Source organism: Dorea ammoniilytica, assembly GCF_025567415.1.
GTDB lineage: Bacteria > Bacillota > Clostridia > Lachnospirales > Lachnospiraceae > Claveliimonas > Claveliimonas ammoniilytica.
This window is the reverse complement of sequence record NZ_JAOQJV010000015.1, coordinates 40,909-57,944: the sequence shown is the minus strand read 5'-3', so window position 1 is coordinate 57,944 and position 17,036 is coordinate 40,909. Positions and strand designations below refer to the sequence as shown.

Annotated in this window: 15 protein-coding genes and 1 rRNA gene; all 16 read right to left on the bottom strand. The window is 43.6% G+C overall.

Annotated features, from left to right (window positions below; all coding sequences use genetic code 11):
- Positions 1-72 (bottom strand): 16S ribosomal RNA (locus OCV65_RS10525); the annotation flags it as partial.
- A gap of 529 nt (positions 73-601) precedes the next feature.
- Positions 602-2,152 (bottom strand): ABC-F family ATP-binding cassette domain-containing protein, encoded by a 1,551-nt coding sequence (locus OCV65_RS10520; protein ID WP_118452585.1) that lies wholly within the window; start codon positions 2,150-2,152, stop codon positions 602-604.
- Positions 2,153-2,201: 49 nt separating this feature from the next.
- A complete protein-coding gene (locus OCV65_RS10515) occupies positions 2,202-3,080 on the bottom strand; it encodes a YitT family protein (RefSeq protein ID WP_262582005.1) in 879 nt (292 codons plus the stop codon).
- A gap of 703 nt (positions 3,081-3,783) precedes the next feature.
- A complete protein-coding gene (locus OCV65_RS10510; protein ID WP_262582004.1) occupies positions 3,784-5,571 on the bottom strand; it encodes an aminopeptidase P family protein in 1,788 nt (595 codons plus the stop codon).
- Positions 5,572-5,622: 51 nt separating this feature from the next.
- Positions 5,623-6,507 (bottom strand): proline iminopeptidase, encoded by an 885-nt coding sequence (gene pepI / locus OCV65_RS10505; RefSeq protein ID WP_118383936.1) that lies wholly within the window; start codon positions 6,505-6,507, stop codon positions 5,623-5,625.
- A 49-nt stretch (positions 6,508-6,556) separates the two neighbouring features.
- Positions 6,557-7,459: a dihydroorotate dehydrogenase gene (locus OCV65_RS10500; RefSeq protein WP_262582003.1), complete on the bottom strand. Its 903-nt coding sequence runs from the start codon at positions 7,457-7,459 to the stop codon at positions 6,557-6,559.
- On the bottom strand, positions 7,459-8,241 hold the full coding sequence (locus OCV65_RS10495) for a dihydroorotate dehydrogenase electron transfer subunit (protein WP_262582002.1): 783 nt from the start codon (positions 8,239-8,241) through the stop codon (positions 7,459-7,461). The genes OCV65_RS10500 and OCV65_RS10495 overlap by 1 nt, the downstream gene beginning before the upstream one ends.
- 51 nt (positions 8,242-8,292) lie before the next feature.
- Entirely contained in the window at positions 8,293-9,219 is a 927-nt protein-coding gene (pyrF, locus tag OCV65_RS10490) for an orotidine-5'-phosphate decarboxylase (RefSeq protein ID WP_118383939.1), read from the bottom strand.
- Positions 9,212-10,504 carry a dihydroorotase gene (locus OCV65_RS10485; RefSeq protein ID WP_262582001.1) on the bottom strand — a complete coding sequence of 431 codons (1,293 nt, stop codon included), beginning with the start codon at positions 10,502-10,504 and terminating at the stop codon, positions 9,212-9,214. Before OCV65_RS10485 ends, pyrF begins: the two co-directional genes overlap by 8 nt.
- A gap of 91 nt (positions 10,505-10,595) precedes the next feature.
- On the bottom strand, positions 10,596-11,807 hold the full coding sequence (locus OCV65_RS10480; protein WP_262582000.1) for a S41 family peptidase: 1,212 nt from the start codon (positions 11,805-11,807) through the stop codon (positions 10,596-10,598).
- 26 nt (positions 11,808-11,833) lie between these two features.
- Positions 11,834-13,033, bottom strand: coding sequence for a murein hydrolase activator EnvC family protein (locus tag OCV65_RS10475; protein WP_317258821.1), 1,200 nt, complete (start codon positions 13,031-13,033; stop codon positions 11,834-11,836).
- A gap of 80 nt (positions 13,034-13,113) precedes the next feature.
- Complete coding sequence (ftsX, locus tag OCV65_RS10470; RefSeq protein ID WP_262581999.1) at positions 13,114-14,022, bottom strand: permease-like cell division protein FtsX; 909 nt, start codon at positions 14,020-14,022, stop codon at positions 13,114-13,116.
- On the bottom strand, positions 14,012-14,698 hold the full coding sequence (gene ftsE, locus OCV65_RS10465; RefSeq protein ID WP_118383944.1) for a cell division ATP-binding protein FtsE: 687 nt from the start codon (positions 14,696-14,698) through the stop codon (positions 14,012-14,014). Before ftsE ends, ftsX begins: the two co-directional genes overlap by 11 nt.
- 18 nt (positions 14,699-14,716) lie before the next feature.
- Complete coding sequence (locus OCV65_RS10460; protein ID WP_262581998.1) at positions 14,717-15,805, bottom strand: PucR family transcriptional regulator; 1,089 nt, start codon at positions 15,803-15,805, stop codon at positions 14,717-14,719.
- A gap of 230 nt (positions 15,806-16,035) precedes the next feature.
- Positions 16,036-16,710 (bottom strand): WecB/TagA/CpsF family glycosyltransferase, encoded by a 675-nt coding sequence (locus OCV65_RS10455; RefSeq protein WP_262581997.1) that lies wholly within the window; start codon positions 16,708-16,710, stop codon positions 16,036-16,038.
- A gap of 69 nt (positions 16,711-16,779) precedes the next feature.
- The gene (locus OCV65_RS10450; RefSeq protein WP_262581996.1) at positions 16,780-16,989 is read right to left on the bottom strand and encodes an alpha/beta-type small acid-soluble spore protein; all 210 of its coding nucleotides are present in this window, start codon (positions 16,987-16,989) and stop codon (positions 16,780-16,782) included.
- Between the last annotated feature and the right edge of the window lie 47 nt (positions 16,990-17,036).

Below are 17,036 nucleotides of genomic sequence, written 5' to 3'. Positions count from 1 at the left end.
GCTTCGTTCGACTTGCATGTGTTAAGCACGCCGCCAGCGTTCATCCTGAGCCAGGATCAAACTCTCGTAAAAAATATTTTCCCTCACACCTCAGTGTGAGTTAAAATCAAGTTTAATTCCGTTCAGGAAAACTACTAGCTTTCCTATCCCGTTATTACTGTTATATAGGTTGACTTCAACTTTCAAGTTGTCAGTCCGTTCTGAATTTTCTCTTAAAGAATCTTCAGGGTTGTTGTCTATTGTTCAGTTATCAAAGTTCTTTGTGTTGTCGTTTGCGACAGCTTTAATAGATTATCACATCTTTCGTCGCTTGTCAACAACTTTTTTATTTTTGTTGTTTCAGCGGTGTGTACTCGCTCGAAACAGCTTATCTAGAATATCATGTTCATCGACATTTGTCAACAACTTTTTTCATTTCATATATTCCGGATTTTCGTTTGTGCCTCATGGACAGCGGTGCTTCTCAGCCCTGTCTCACGCGACAGCTTGTATAATATAGCACAGCGGAAGTGAAATTGTCAATATTGTTTTTAATATTTATTTAATTTAGACAACTTCGACAATTCAGTTCCACTTACTATCTTATTTCTTATCTATATAGTTAGATTTTTGTTGACCACTCCTGACAATTCCACACATCTGTCACGATATCCTGATAAAACTCCGGTTCATGACAGATCAGAAGAATCGTTCCCTTATATTCCCGAAGCGCCCTTTTCAGTTCTTCTTTTGCATCCACATCCAGATGATTGGTAGGCTCATCCAACAAAAGAATATTTGTCTCTACATTTAATATCTTGCAAAGACGTACTTTTGCCTGCTCGCCGCCGCTGAGAACACGCACCTGGCTTTCAATGTGTTTTGTAGTCAGACCGCATTTGGCAAGTGCAGAGCGCACCTCATACTGATTCCATGATGGGAACTCTTTCCAGATTTCTTCAATACATGTCGTTGCATTATTCGGATCAGATTCCTGTTCAAAATAACCGATCATCTGGTAATCCCCCAGCTCCACTTCACCGGAATATGGTTTTACTAATCCCAGGATGCTCTTCAATAGTGTTGTCTTACCAATTCCATTTGCACCGACCAGTGCAATCTTCTCTCCGCGTTCCATACTAATATTCAACGGTCTGGACAATGGCTCATCGTAACCAATCACAAGATCTTTTGTCTCAAAAATCAATTTACCCGAAGTACGACCGCGCTTGAAATTAAATTCCGGCTTTGGTTTTTCTTTTACAAGCTCGATCACTTCCATTTTATCCAGCTTTTTCTTTCTCGCCATTGCCATATTTCTTGTTGCAACACGCGCCTTATTTCTGGCAATAAAATCATTCAGTTCACTGATCTCCTGTTGCTGTTTTCTATAGGCAGCTTCAAGCTGCGCCTTTTTCGCAGCATATACTTCCTGAAAATGGTCATAATCTCCCGGATAACGATCCAGTGACTGATTCTCCATATGATAAATGATATTGATTACGCTGTTCAAAAATGGAATATCATGAGAAATCAGGATAAATGCATTTTCATATTCGTTCAGATAACGCTTCAACCATTCAATATGACTCTCATCAAGATAGTTAGTAGGCTCATCAAGAAGCAGGATATCCGGTTTTTCTAACAGAAGTTTTGCCATCAATACCTTTGTACGCTGACCTCCGGACAGTTCTGTTACATCTCTGTCCAGCCCGATATCTTCCAGACCGAGTGCACGTCCCACTTCACTGACCTTTGCATCGATCATATAAAAATCATGATGCTCCAGAAGTTCCTGATAAGTACTGGTTTCTTCCATCAGATACTGCATCTCTTCCTCATCTGCTGTTGCCATTTTTTCATACATCTCATTCATAGCTGTTTCCATATCAAACAGATATGCAAATGCAGAATTTAATACATCCCTGATCGTCATACCCTTTTCCAGCACTGCATGCTGATCCAGATAACCCACACGAATATGTTTTGCCCATTCGATCGTACCTTCATCCGGCATAAGCTTTCCTGTTATAATATTCATAAAGGTAGACTTCCCCTCACCATTTGCGCCAATAAGTCCGATATGTTCTCCTTTCAGAAGTCTGAAAGATACATCTGAAAATATCGCACGGTCACCAAAACCGTGCGTAAGATTCTTTACATTTAAAATCATTTCTATCTCCTAATTTTCCAACCCTTTATCCTGTTTTCATATACATCCGCTAATCACTCAGACGTTTTGCAAATTTACCATCCACTTGCACATTTTCCGTACAGACAATAAACGCGTCTGGGTCAATCTTGTGAATCTCCTGTTTCAAGGCAGAAAGTTCATACTTATTCGCGACTGAATAGTACACTTTTGTCTCCTCATCTGTATAGCATCCCATGCCATCCCAACGAGTAACTCCCCTGTGCACATTTTCCATGATACCGATAGATACATTTTCTTTTTTGGTAAATACCATAACGCCAACAAGAATATTTCTTTTATGATAACGATCAAGTACCAGTGCCATCAATGTCGTATAGATCAGCGAATAAATAACACGTTCCATATCATAAATGAAATAACAGCATCCGTACACAAACAGGTTAATAATAATGTACATGATGCCAACAGACGCCTTGGGATTGCGCTCTGTAATACACATTCCCACGATATCCTGTCCTCCTCCGGCAGCTCCGGTTGTCAACACAATGCCCACTCCGATTCCGGTCAGAATACCACCCAGCAAACATGCTGTCAACGGATCTGATACAATTGCATGTTCCGGTGCCGGAAGAATCATCATCCAAACAGAATACATGATGGTCGCAAAGATCGTCTTCACCATGAATTTTTTGCCCATTAGAAATAACCCAAGCAGAAACGCCGGAATATTAATCATTAAAAAAATCGGGCTGACCAGATCAAAGGAACCTCTATATATCCTCGTTACATCTGTAAGTATGCTCACAATAACCTGAGCAATCCCCAAAAATCCAGTGTTGTACAGACCGAACGGAAGAATCAACTGATTGACAGCCAGACCAAACAAGCCTGTTCCAAATAAAATCTGAACTACTTCTGCAATTGCCTTTTTTATTTTTTTGTCCATATGACGTCCCTCTCTCATATCCTTCGCCTCGCACGCTTATAGTGTCACAGTCGGGAACTTTTACTGTCCTCATACATCCCTGCAATCTTTGCCCCCCAGATATCCACTTTTCATACCATATTAAACATAATAATCATAACACACATTTATATATGCTTCAATGAAGTACATTCGTCACTGCCATAACAATCCTTTTATCCATCGTAGCAACTAATAACAATGTTAATTTTCGGCTCTTAATTTTCAGAATATTCATTCATTTATTCTATCTTATTTCTTTATTTCGCTTTTTCTTAAAATAAATTTGATTTTTCTATTGACATTTTGCAAGTAATGAGATATTATAGACTCAACAAAAGGAAATACCTAAAGAAAATAAAAATCTAACGAAAAGGAGGACAGACCACCAAAAACGTAAATCCAATTTAGAACGTAAAATTTATGAAACGAGGTATGGTCCAATGTACTAAGTAGACACTTCAAAGAATCTATCTAAATTATATGAATAACAGGTAAACGGTAAAGTAGAATGTGCTAACACATTAGAATAAAAAAGAAAATAAGAAATTACCACATTACACTATTGCAGATAGTTTAAGATAGATAAATAATTAAATAGGAGGTTAGTCCAATGGACGAAGTGGTTTAAATCCGCTGTACTGATAATTAAGATATCGGCACAGCGGATTTGTTTTGGATTTATTTAAATCTCTCTTGTGTATTTCTTCAGCCACTCAGCCTCTTCTTCTGTAAGATGTGGTGCAAGTGTCTCGTATACTTTTGCGTGATACTGATTCAACAGCTTCTTCTCCGGCTCTGTCATGATATCCGGATTGATCGCATCCAGGTCAAACGGAATCAGTGTGATGATCTCAAAGTGCATGAACTGACCATACTCATTCTTCTCACCTTCACATACCAGTACTTCATTCTCCAGACGAATACCATGTGAACCTTCGATATAGATACCCGGCTCGTCTGTGATTACCATACCTTTCTGGAATGGGCAGATACTATTGCCGCGAGTTCTCCAGTGAAATCCGGCAGGACCTTCGTGTACATTCAACAGATACCCTACGCCATGTCCTGTTCCATGATTGAAGTCCATATTTCTCTCCCAGAATGGTCTTCTCGCCAGATAATCCAGGTTGGCACCGCTGATACCTTCTTTGAACCTGGCATCAGCCAGACACAGGTTACTGATTGCCACCAGTGTGAAATCATCTTTCATGTACTGCGGAATCTCACCCAGTGCATAGGTTCTGGTCACATCGGTAGATCCTTCGTAGAATCCTGCTCCTGTATCCATAAGCAACAGACTTCCCTCTTTTACCTGAATATTGGTCTCCGGTGTAGAAGAATAATGTACGATCGCGCCGTGTTCACCGTAAGCGCTGATCGGATCAAAGCTTGGGCGAAGGAAATTACCCATTTCCGCACGAAACTCATCCAGCTTATCGGATGCACTGATCTCTGTAATCTCCTGCTTGTTAACATTCTCTTTGACCCATTTCATAAAGCGAACATGCGCAATGCTGTCCTTGATCTGCGCTTTGCGGATATTCTCAATCTCTGTTTCATTTTTCAGAGCTTTAAACAGAATCTCTGGATTCTGTACATCAACGATCGTTACCTGCTCTGGAATATTTTTATACAATGCATAGTTCAATCTTACCTTATCAAGAAGCAGTGTGGTATCTGCATCGAGCTTCTTAATATCCTCATATATATCATTATACGGATGTAAATGAACGCCGTCTTTACTAAGCGATGCTTTCAGTTCATCATCCAGCTTACTCTCATCGATATACAGCTCCATGCTGTCCATGGTGATCACTGCATAAGACAGTACCAACGGGAAGAATTCCACATCATTTCCACGAATATTCAATGTCCAGCAGATGTCATCCAGTGTAGTAAGCACATGTTTGTCTGCATGATTCTTCTTCATCTCTTCACGGATTCTTGTAAGTTTGCTCTCTGTGGTCTCACCTGCATATTCAATGCCAAGTGCAAATACCGGCTCCCTGGAAAGCTCCGGTCTGTCTGTCCAGATCTGATCGATGAGATCCTGATGATACTGGATCTTGCCACCCTTATCTGCAGCGATCTTCTCATACTCATCTCCTGTATTCACGGAAATAACTCTTCCATCTACTCCCAGTGTACCGCCTGACGGTAATGCTTCTGCGAGATATTCCGGAATCGTCGGCACGCCCGGCTCACCCATTTTACGCAGAGTAATCGTAGTCCCTTCCAACTGCTTGTCAGCCTGCAGGAAATATCTCCCATCTGTCCACAGTCCTGCTTCGTCCAGTGTGATCACTGCTGTTCCGGCTGACCCTGTAAATCCTGTAATATATGCTCTCGCTTTAAAATGCTCACCTACATATTCACTCTGATGAAAGTCAGCTGTCGGAACAACATAGATATCAATTCCATTTGCTTTCATCACGGCACGGAGTGCCTGTAACTTCTCTGGTATCGTCATGATAATTGCCTCTTTTCTGAATTATACTTTTTATTATAATCTTCCGGATGATTAATCGTTCTTATTCATCCACTTCTTTAACACTTCTACGTAGTGGTCATTGTCCTCTACGAAGCACATATGTCTGCAGGTACGGAACAGTTCCCACTCAGAATTCGGGATACGGTCGTACATGAATTTAGCAACATATGGTGTACAGAGATCATTACCTCCGTTGATAATCAGTGCAGGCTCTTTGATGTCGCCAAGCTGATCGATCACATCGTAATCCTTCAGTGTTCCTAATGGGGTAAATTCGTTCGGTCCCCATCCTACTACGTAAGATTCTCTTCCGGCCTTTTTCGGACGTCTCAGGCATTCCGGATCATTCTCTGTCACTTCTCCTGCACAATGCTGACGCATGTACTCAGCCTCCGCTGCCTGATATTCCGGACTGCTGTAATCGCCGGACTCGGTTGCTTTCTTAATAGCATCCTGCATATCCTGTGGCATCTGCGCGATCATACGCTGTGCCTCTTCCGCCCACAGCCATGATGCCGGCAAAGTGCTGGACAGAATGATACTCTTCAGTCCTTCTGGCTTGTAATTGCACACATACTCCAGCGTCTGCATACCTCCCCATGACTGTCCAAGCAGATGGATCTCATCCAGGCCAAGATGCTTACGAAGCTCGATCAGCTCTTCGATCCACACTTTGGAATTCCACAGATCCGGTCGATTCTCCACATAAGAATTGCCACAGCCAATCTGATCATACATTACCAGCTGTCTTCCGTCCTCTTCCGCAATACGGTCCAGTACTTCAAAATAGTTATGAGTAGATCCAGGTCCACCGTGCAGCAGCACTAACGGCTTCTTATTACCCGTATTCTTACCAACAACACGATAATATGTCTTATACTCTAAAAATGGCATATATCCTTCTCTGATCTCCATGTCTTTTCCTCCTGTCTCTATAATAAGTCTTTGCTATGTATCTGCGATATTATTTCACAATGCCGACCATGTCCGCCACACTATCAAATCCCTGTGCCTGCATGTATTTCTCAATGCCTTCTACGATTTCCATCGTCACTGCCGGATTGTGGAAATTAGCAGTACCTACCGATACTGCACTTGCTCCTGCAAGAATCATCTCAATGGCATCTTCTGCTGAAGCAATGCCTCCCATACCAATAATCGGCAGCTTCACCGCCTGTGCCACCTGATATACCATGCGCACCGCGATCGGATGCACTGCCGGACCTGACATGCCGCCGGTCTTATTAGCAATGGCAAATGTCTTGCGGTTGATATCAATCTTCATTCCTGTAAGTGTATTGATCAGAGATACTACATCAGCTCCACCTGCCTCAACGGCTCTTGCCATCTCTGTAATATCGGTCACATTCGGACTCAGCTTCATGATAACCGGCTGTTTCGCGTATTTTTTCACTGCTTTGGTAATACTTTCCGCCGCCTTTGGATTCTGACCAAATGCGATACCGCCCTCTTTGACATTCGGGCAGGAGATATTGATCTCCAGCATATCCACGTCTTCATCTCCCAGACGCTCTACGACTTCACAGTAATCCTGCTCGGATTTGCCACATACATTCACAATAATTTTTGTATCATATTTACGCAGGAACGGAATGTCACGCTTACAGAACAGATCGATGCCCGGATTCTGCAGACCGATGGCATTCATCATGCCGCCGTACACTTCTGCCACACGCGGTGTCGGATTACCCGGCCATGGCACATTCGCTACCCCTTTGGTCGTTACTGCGCCCAGGCGGTTCAGATCTACAAATTCTGAAAATTCTTCTCCGGATCCAAAGGTTCCGGATGCGGTTGTTACCGGATTCTTCCATTCTACTCCGGCTATATTCACTGCCATATTCATCAGATCTCCACCTCCGTAGATAAGAATACCGGTCCGTCCTTGCAGACACGCTTGTTATGCACATTACTGTGGGCATCTACTTCCTTCGTCTTGCATACACAGCCAAGACAGGCTCCGATACCACACGCCATACGCTCTTCAAGGGAAATGTAGCAGAGAATGCCATTCTCTTCCGCATAAGCTTTGATCGCACGGAGCATTGTCATTGGTCCGCACGCAAAGATTACCTCTGCATCCAGCGCCTGCTCGCGGATCGCATCCATGACATTGCCCTTTGTGCCCACGCTGCCATCTTCTGTTGCGATATATAGCTTTCCATTCTGTTCAAATTCTTCTTTTAAGAAAGTATGTGCATCACGGTAACCGACTACGATCTGCTTCTCTGCGCAGTCGACCTCTCTGGCAAGCTCCAGGATCGGAGGCACGCCAATACCTCCGCCCATAAGGAATGTTTTTTTACCCTTTGCTTCTTCTAATGGGAATCCATTACCCATTGGTCCGATCACCGGGATCTGGTCTCCCGCTTTCAGCTCTGAGAACTGCTTTGTACCGGTCTTCTCACCGGTCACACGGTACACCATACGGAGTGCTCCCTTTTCCTTGTCGATCTCACAGATACTGATCGGTCTTGGAAGAAGCTTTGTACCGTCATTTGTATATATAGACAGAAACTGTCCAGGCTTAGCTTCTGCCGCTGCGGAAGTCTCCAGCCACAGGCTGAAAATGCCTTCTGCCAGCATTTCCTGAGACAATACTGTCGCCATCTCTTTCTTTCTGCTCATTATAATTCTCCTATCAGATTCTATTCTGAAACTTTTTCACGCCAATAAGCTCTAGCGGTTATTCAGTGCTCCGCCAATATCAGCAATCATCGCCTCTACTGCAGCTCTGGATGCATCACCAAAGTTCTCTGCACCGAATTTTGCATACTGTTCCTGCTTATATGCGGCAATGATTCCTCTGGAGGAATTCACAATTGCGCCCAATCCATCTTCATTGAAGAAGTGAACCAGATCCTTGCCTTTACCACCCTGTGCACCATAACCCGGTACCAGAATATAAGCCTTCGGCATAATCTTTCTCAGGACTTTACCCATTTCCGGATAAGTTGCTCCTACTACGGCTCCGATATAGCTGTACTCATCACCCATGCACTCTTCGCCCCAGGCGGCTACCTTCTCACCTACCAGTTCGTACAGCGGTCTGCCATCAATCAGACGATCCTGGAACTCGCCGCTGGAAGGGTTGGATGTCTTAACCAGGATAAATAATCCCTTCTTCTCTTCTTTACATACATCGATAAACGGATTGATACCGTCAGATCCCAGATATGGGTTAACCGTTGCAAAGTCTTCGTCAAATCCGGCATAACGATTCTTTCCTACCTGCACATGTCCCAGATGTCCTACTGCGTATGCTGCTGATGTTGAACCGATATCACCGCGCTTCACATCACCGATCACAACCAGTCCTTTTGACTTACAGTAATCAACCGTCTTCTTAAATGCCACAAGTCCCGGCACTCCAAACTGCTCATACATTGCGATCTGTGGCTTAACTGCCGGAATCAGATCATATGTCTTATCTACAATCTCCTTATTGAACTGCCAGATTGCCTCAGCAGCTCCTTCCAGTGTCTCTCCATATTCTGCAAATGCCTTTTTCTGCACATGCTCCGGCACATAGTTCAGCATCGGATCTAATCCTACTACAATCGGTGCTCCTGTCTTCTTAATATTCTCAACCAGTTTGTTAATCAATGATTTGTCCTCCTTCATATACGACTTTGCCGCCTACCATCGTGCAGGCCACTTCTCCTTTCACCTTCCATCCATGGAACGGTGTATTTTTCCCTTTTGAGAAAAATGTATTCTTATCGATCTCATATTCTTTACGTGGATCGAAAATAACCAAATCAGCAGTCTTACCCTCGGATACGGAACCTTTGTCTGTAAGTCCCAGAATCTTCGCCGGATTGGTGCTCATCTTTTCCACCATCTGCATCGGTGTCAGAATGCCTTTATCCACAAGCTCCGTATAGGTCAGTGCCGCAGATGTCTCCAACCCTACGATACCGAAAGATGCCAGCTTCATACTGCGATTCTTTTCTGCTGCTGCATGTGGCGCATGGTCAGTAGCGATCACATCCATCGTGCCATCCTTCAAACCTTCAATCAGTGCATCCACATCGGCCTGTGTACGAAGCGGCGGATTCATTTTAAAATTGCCATCATCACTGATAATATCATCTGATGTGAGGATAAAATGATGTGGGCATACTTCGCCGGTCACGTGGATCCCATCCTTCTTAGCTTCTCTCAGCATCTTCACACTGTCTGCTGTCGAGCAGTGGCACAGATGAAGTTGTACTCCTGTCTCTTTCGCAAGCAGAATATCTCTTGCCACGATCACATCTTCAACCGCATTAGTAATGCCTTTGAGTCCCAGTTCTTCAGCCCTGGCATCGGCGTTCATCACACCACCTTCTACCATTGTAATATCTTCACAGTGAGCAAATACGATCATTCCTGCTTCTTTTGCTGCCCGCATTCCCCTGCGATACAGGGACGCATTCATTACAGACTTGCCATCCTCGCTGATGCCCACACAGCCTTCTCTTGCCATGCCTTTGATATCTGCCAGATCTTCACCCATCTGTCCGATCGTTACAGAGCCAAGCTGTAATACATTGGTCTTAGACTCCTTCTTCGCGCGGTTCTGCACCTCGGATATCTTCACACCATTATCAATCACCGGCTTGGTGTTCGGCATTGCACATACAGTTGTCACACCGCCGTGTACCGCTGCCTCTCCGCCAGTCTTTAATGTCTCTTTGTATTCCAGTCCCGGATCCCGGAAATGCACATGCAGATCAACAAAACCAGGCATCACGTAGCATCCTTCTGCGTCGATCACCTTGTCTGCCTCTGCCGTTATCCCTTTTTCAACCTTTACGATCTTATCGTCTTCTACCAGCACATCGTATACACCGTTCCTGTCCGTCACAGGATCCAGCACATGTCCATTTTGTATTAATACTTTCATGCTATGTATTCCTTTCTCACTGTCTTCAGTCATTTATCTATACTTTAACACAATCCGTAAAAAAAAGGAACGGTGAAAACCGTTCCCTTCCTTACAACTTATTCTTAACTTCTTCCAGTGCCTTTTCAAGCTGATTATCACGATCCGGATTCTGCGCATCCTTCTCATACTGTACTTCCACATCCGGAGTCACACCTTTTCCGTTGATACCGAACTGTCCTGCGATCAGATACTCCGCAATCGTGAGCTTCACGCTGGTGCCATCTTTCAGATCAAAGATCTGCTGTACCACACCTTTACCATAAGTAGTTGTACCTACGACCTCACCGGTTCCAAATGTCTGGATCGCACCGGAGAATATTTCAGATGCACTGGCGCTGTTCTCATTCACCAGCACTACTAACGGCTTGGTAAACTGATGTTCATCATCTGATTCGTACACTGATTCTTTGCCCTGCTTATCCTTAATTGAAAGAGTCGTTCCCTCCGGCAGCATCAGATCCAGCATATCCGTAACCGTATCCACATTACCGCCCGGATTATTTCTCAGGTCAACAACCAGCCCTTTCATACCCTGATTCTCCAGATCCTCCAAGGCTTCTTTATACTGGTCTGTGGTAACATCGTCAAACTCTGTTACTTGAATATAACCGATCTTATCCTCTTTCATCTCATGATATACGGTGTCAGTCTGCACGATCTTACGGGTCACTGTGGCAGTATACTCCTCGCCATCATCGCCACGAAGTACCGTAAGTTCTACCGTTGTGCCCTCGTCACCGCGAATCTTACTGACAACCTCAGACAGATCCTCTCCGGAAATATCCTTACCGTCTACTTTGTATAGGATATCATCTACCTTAAATCCGGCCTCTTCTGCACCTGACCCCTCATAGACCTTCAAAAAAGTAATAACTTTTGTATCTTTGTCCTGTGAAAATAATGCTCCAATTCCACCAAATTCACCAGATGTACTCTGCATCAGTGCTTTGGTCTCATCCTCGTCGTAGTATACAGAATATTTGTCTCCCAGCCCGTCAATATAGCCTCTGTACAGTCCTTCCTGAAGATCATCCATATCAATATCACCGGAATAACTCTCATCTACCAGCTGTTCCAGTAATTCCAGCTTCGTCTTTGTGCTGTCATCCAGAAGTTCCTCGCTGTTCGATGTGGACGAACTTTTCTTTGATGTCTTAGATGTTCCCGGCAGTTTAATCCCACAGGAAACCATGCTCATAATTAATAATACAGCAAGGGCGCCTGTAAGCGCCCCTTTGAAAAAACTTTTTTTATTTTTCATGCTTTAATCCCTTGTCTAAACCAGATCTACAGATACAGTCTTGGGTCAACCGGAGTGCCGTTTACCCATACTTCAAAATGAAGATGCGGACCAGTAGAATATCCTGTTGTACCTACCGCTGCAATATTCTGTCCTGCACTTACAGACTGTCCTGCACTTACATAAATTGCACTACAATGCTGATACAGTGTGGAAAGACCGTTACCATGGTTAATCACCACATAATTACCTCTTGCCACATTATAACTTACAGTTGTAACTGTACCGCTTGCTGACGCATAAATCGCGCTTCCGGTACCTGCCGCATAGTCACGTCCTTTATGGTTTGTGCTTCCGATGCCACCCGGTGATGTACGTCCACCGAACTCACTACTGATGTAAGCTGACGGACACGGATTGCTAAGTCTGCCACTACCGCTTGGTGTAATAGATGCTCCCGGTGAAGAACTAGCTCCACTCGAACTGCTGCTACTTGATGAGCTACCGCTATTTGAACTGCTGCCACCTGATGAACTTCCACCTGAACTGCCGTTTCCTCTATTTGCTGCTGCAGCAGCTTCCTGCTGTACACGCGCCTGTCTTGCAGCTTCTTCCTGTAATGCCTGCAATTTGGCTGCATTCTCTCCAATAGCTGTTTCCAGATCACCGATCAGATCCGCTTTCTCTGAAATCAATGTTGAAACTTCATTCTGTTTATCCTGAAGCTGTGTCTGTAATGTCTCCAATTCCGCTTTCTCAGTTTCCAGTGCTGTCTTTTGATCATCAACATCCTGAACTGTCTGCTGGAACTCTTTTAGCATCTGTCTGTCATAATCAGAAATCTGCGCAATGTATTCTGCATTATTCAAGAATTCACCGATTGACTTAGATTCCAGAAGAACCTCAATAAACTGTGTATTACCGTTCTCATACATGTACTTGATACGCTTCTTCATACTCTCGTACTGATTATTCTCATCAATCTGAGCCTGGATCAGTTCGGTCTCTTTCGCATCAATCTCTTCCTGCTTGGTGTTAATATCTTCAGTCGTCTTATCCATCTCATCGATCAGATCATTCAACTGCTTGGTCAGAGCGGCTTTCTCTGCTTCTGCCGAATCCTTCTGAGACTGGAGTTCTTCACCCTTTTTCTGTGTCTCCGAAATCGAAGATGCCTGTGCAGGAATCGCGCACCCAATTGAAAGCGTCAGTGCTAAGATTACACTTAATACTCTTTTTTTCTGCATAATAATTCTCCTTAATTTTCCCCTGCCTAATTACCTGTTTCTCAAACCCTCATCTAATTCTAAAAAGTTACTTTTATTAATTATACCCTCAGATGTTTACGAATGGTAAATGCACTGCCGATGAAACCAATACCTACACCGAGGATCAGACCGACCGGAAGTAACGTACGGTATACTGTCGTTACCGGAAGGAACTCAATGATATTATTCAGCAGGCTGAACTTGGTCATCACATAAGCAACTGCCTTATCATATACAAAGTACAGGATCACCAGCGGAATCACCGCACCGATCAGTCCGATCACAAGACCTTCGATGATAAACGGTGCCCGGACGAATCCGTCCTTTGCTCCAATATATTTCATGATCGCAATCTCTTCTCTTCGCACGGTAATACCCATTGTAACGGTATTACTGATCAGGAAGATGGATACTGCAAGCAGAATGCCGATCAATACGATAGATACATAATAGATCAGTCGGTTCACACTGGTCAGTGTCTTTGCTACTACGTCAGACTTATTGACCTTGCTCACCCCGTCCAGCTTCTCTGCATAAGATACAACATCTTTCTGCTTGGACACATCACTCATGTATACTTCATAGTTGTCAGATCCGCTCAGCGGATTATCATCCTTGAATCCGTCTGCTAGTTCTTTGGCATCTCCGAAATACTCGTCCTTAAAGGAATCCCATGCTTCGTCTGCCGATACAAAATTCACCTTCAATACGCCGTCCTGGCTTTTCAGCTCATCGCCGATCTTCTTGATCTGCGCATCAGTTGCTTCTTCATCAAAGAATACCGTGATTGCAACGCCTTCCTCGGCTTTCTGAACCATGTATCTGAAATTGGTTACAATTGAAAAGAATATACCAAACAGGAAGATACATGCCGCCATGGTCGCAATAGACGCAACGGAGAACATTTTGTTTCTTCCGATATTCTTAAAACCCTGTTTTGTCTGATATCCGATCGTACTAATTCTCATTATTATACCCACCTCTTTGCTCGTCGCTTACAATGACCCCTTTTTTCATTGTAATAACACGCTTTTTCATCTCGTTGACAATCTCCTGGTTATGCGTAACAACAAGCACTGTTGTTCCTCGCTCATTGGCCTCCTCAAGGAGCTTCATGATCTCCCATGAGTTGGTCGGATCCAGGTTACCTGTCGGCTCATCTGCCAGAAGAATTGCAGGCTCATTCACAATCGCTCTCGCAATAGCAACTCGCTGTTGCTCACCACCGGACAGCTCCTTCGGATATGACTTATACTTCTGTGCCAGTCCTACCAGCGACAGTGCTGCCGGAACTTTCTTCTTGATGATACGTGTTGGTGTCTCTACGACACGCTGCGCAAATGCAATATTTTCATAAATATTACGATCCTTCAGCAGACGGAAATCCTGGTACACAACACCCAGACCTCTGCGGTACATCGGAATCTTTCTGTGCTTTAATCTTTCAAGGTTCTGTCCGTTCACCATGATAGTGCCGGATGTAGGCTCCAGTTCCTTCATAATCAGCTTGATCAGTGTAGACTTACCGGAACCACTATCACCTACGATAAATACGAATTCGCCCTGTTCGATCTTCAGATTGACACCGTTCAGAGCAGCAACCCCTTTTGAGTACTCTTTCGTTACCTCATTTAATTCAATCATACTTTCCTCCTAAATTATTTAATACTCCATCGACTCCATATATTTCATGTACTTGACTACCATTAATGCAATCTTAAATGTGATCGCGTCTTCAAATACCCTGAGATCAAGTCCCGTACTCTTCTGCAGCTTGTCCAGACGATACACCAGTGTATTACGGTGGATATAAAGCTGTCTTGAAGTCTCAGACACATTCAGGCTGTTCTCAAAGAACTTATTGATCGTAGCCAGTGTCTCTTCGTCGAATTCATCCGGAGATTTCCCCTCAAAAATTTCACGGATAAACATTTTACAAAGTGGAATCGGCAACTGATAGATCAATCGCCCGATACCTAATGTACTATACGCGATAACCTTCTTCTCGTCAAAGAATATTTTGCCGACATCCAGTGCAAGCTTCGCTTCTTTATATGATTTGGATACTTCACGGATATCATTAACGATCGTGCCATAAGCAATCCTTACATTCTCCTCGCCTTCGCTCTTCAGTGCATCGTAAAAGTCTGCGGCTGCCTTCTCAAGCTCCGGATATCCTTCTGTCAATCCAAGCTGCTTCATGATGATAATATCTTTTTCATCGACCGCTGTAATAAAATCCTTGGTACGTGCACTTAAGATTCCGCGAATGTTGTCCAGACGACCATTGTCTTTCTCATGGTTCGTCTCCACAATAAAGATAACACGCCTAGCCTCTGTGTCAATATGTAATTTTTTGGCTCTGTTATAAATATCTACCAGAAGCAGATTGTCAAGCAACAGATTCTTAACAAAATTGTCCTTGTCAAAGCGCTCCTTGTATGCGATCAGCAGACTCTGTATCTGGAATGCCGCAAGTTTGCCTACCATATACACATCGTCGCTTCCGCCATTTGCTAATAATATATACTCCAGTTGGTGTTCATCAAAAATCTTAAAAAACTGACACCCCTGAATCACCTGACTGTCCGCCGGTGATGACGCAAATGCCATTACCGCATCTTCATAACTTACCTGTCCGGAAAATGTTGTCGCAAGAGTTTTTCCATCGGTATCCATGACGCACAGGTCGATTCTGGTGATCTCCTTCAAACCATCAATTGTGTTTTGAAGTATCTGATTAGATATCATAGTCCATCTCCTCCATTGATTTCAATATGCATTTTTCACAATATCTGACGTATACATTTGCCTGGTTCTGCATATTACTATTTTTTATCTTAATACATATCAACAAAAAAAGAAAGAGGAAATCAAGTATTTTTGTTGATTTCCTCAGCTTTTAAGATAATCTTCAGACTTTTATCTCCTATACATTGTGTACAAATCCCTTTTAAGTCCAAGTCCACATATCTTACATCTTAAAATTCTTTTTTGTTTTTTTCTATCTCACGTCTGAAAAGCATACGATCCAGAAATGTCATCACTTTGCCCTTGCCGCTCTTCTGACGATATGCAAATTCCATCAGTTTACCTGCGCCGAGCCAGACTCTCGTATTGATCTGACTTCTGTTCCTGGCAATAAATTGCTCCTGTACCGGCGGTGTAAGTATCGCGATCACGCAATCTGCTTCGCCACCGTTGATCGCATTCACCAGCATATCATCTGCCTCCGTGCCCGGTGCAACCTTAGCCGCACCAACAATTGCAATGCCGCGATATTCTTCCGTAAGGCAGCCCGTCAGCTCATCCACCTCTTCATCCGTCTCTACTAGTAAATAGACTCTGCAGTGATTCCGATGCAGATACTTTAGCCACAAGCGCAGGAATGTCTGTGACTCGATCTCGCGCATACTTCTGGAATCTGTGATACCTGCCGCTTCCAGGATATCCTTCTGCCCCGGAAGTACCAGATCGCTCTGTTCGATTGCTTCCCGGTAACTGTAATCATCTCTTGCATACATAAGTGCTTCGATCGTAACCAGATCGATCACGCTGGTAGCGGGTGTGTCCATATATTCTACAGCTGCTTTTAACGCCTGCTTTGCCGAGCAGTGCTCTATATTCACGTCTAATACATTAATCATCTCTCTCATAGCATCACCTGTCAAAAGATTGTATCAAAAGGATTATTCCTTTGCAAGTAATGACATGAAAAGTTCATACTAATTAACATTTCTGTGATTATTTGACGCTTCCCTGCGCTTTTTTGTGATCAATCCACCGATTCGTCCCGTTTCTTTTGATGACAGCGATTTCCATCCGTTCTGAAGCACCTGATCCAGAAGTCCAAGTTCTTCCGCAATTTCGTATTTCATTTTCTCATCCGGTGTTACCTTACTGAGATCGATCGGTTTATCTTTTTTTCCAGACATATTATCTGCCCCTTTCCTGATTCTACAGGAAGTATTGACAGATTCAT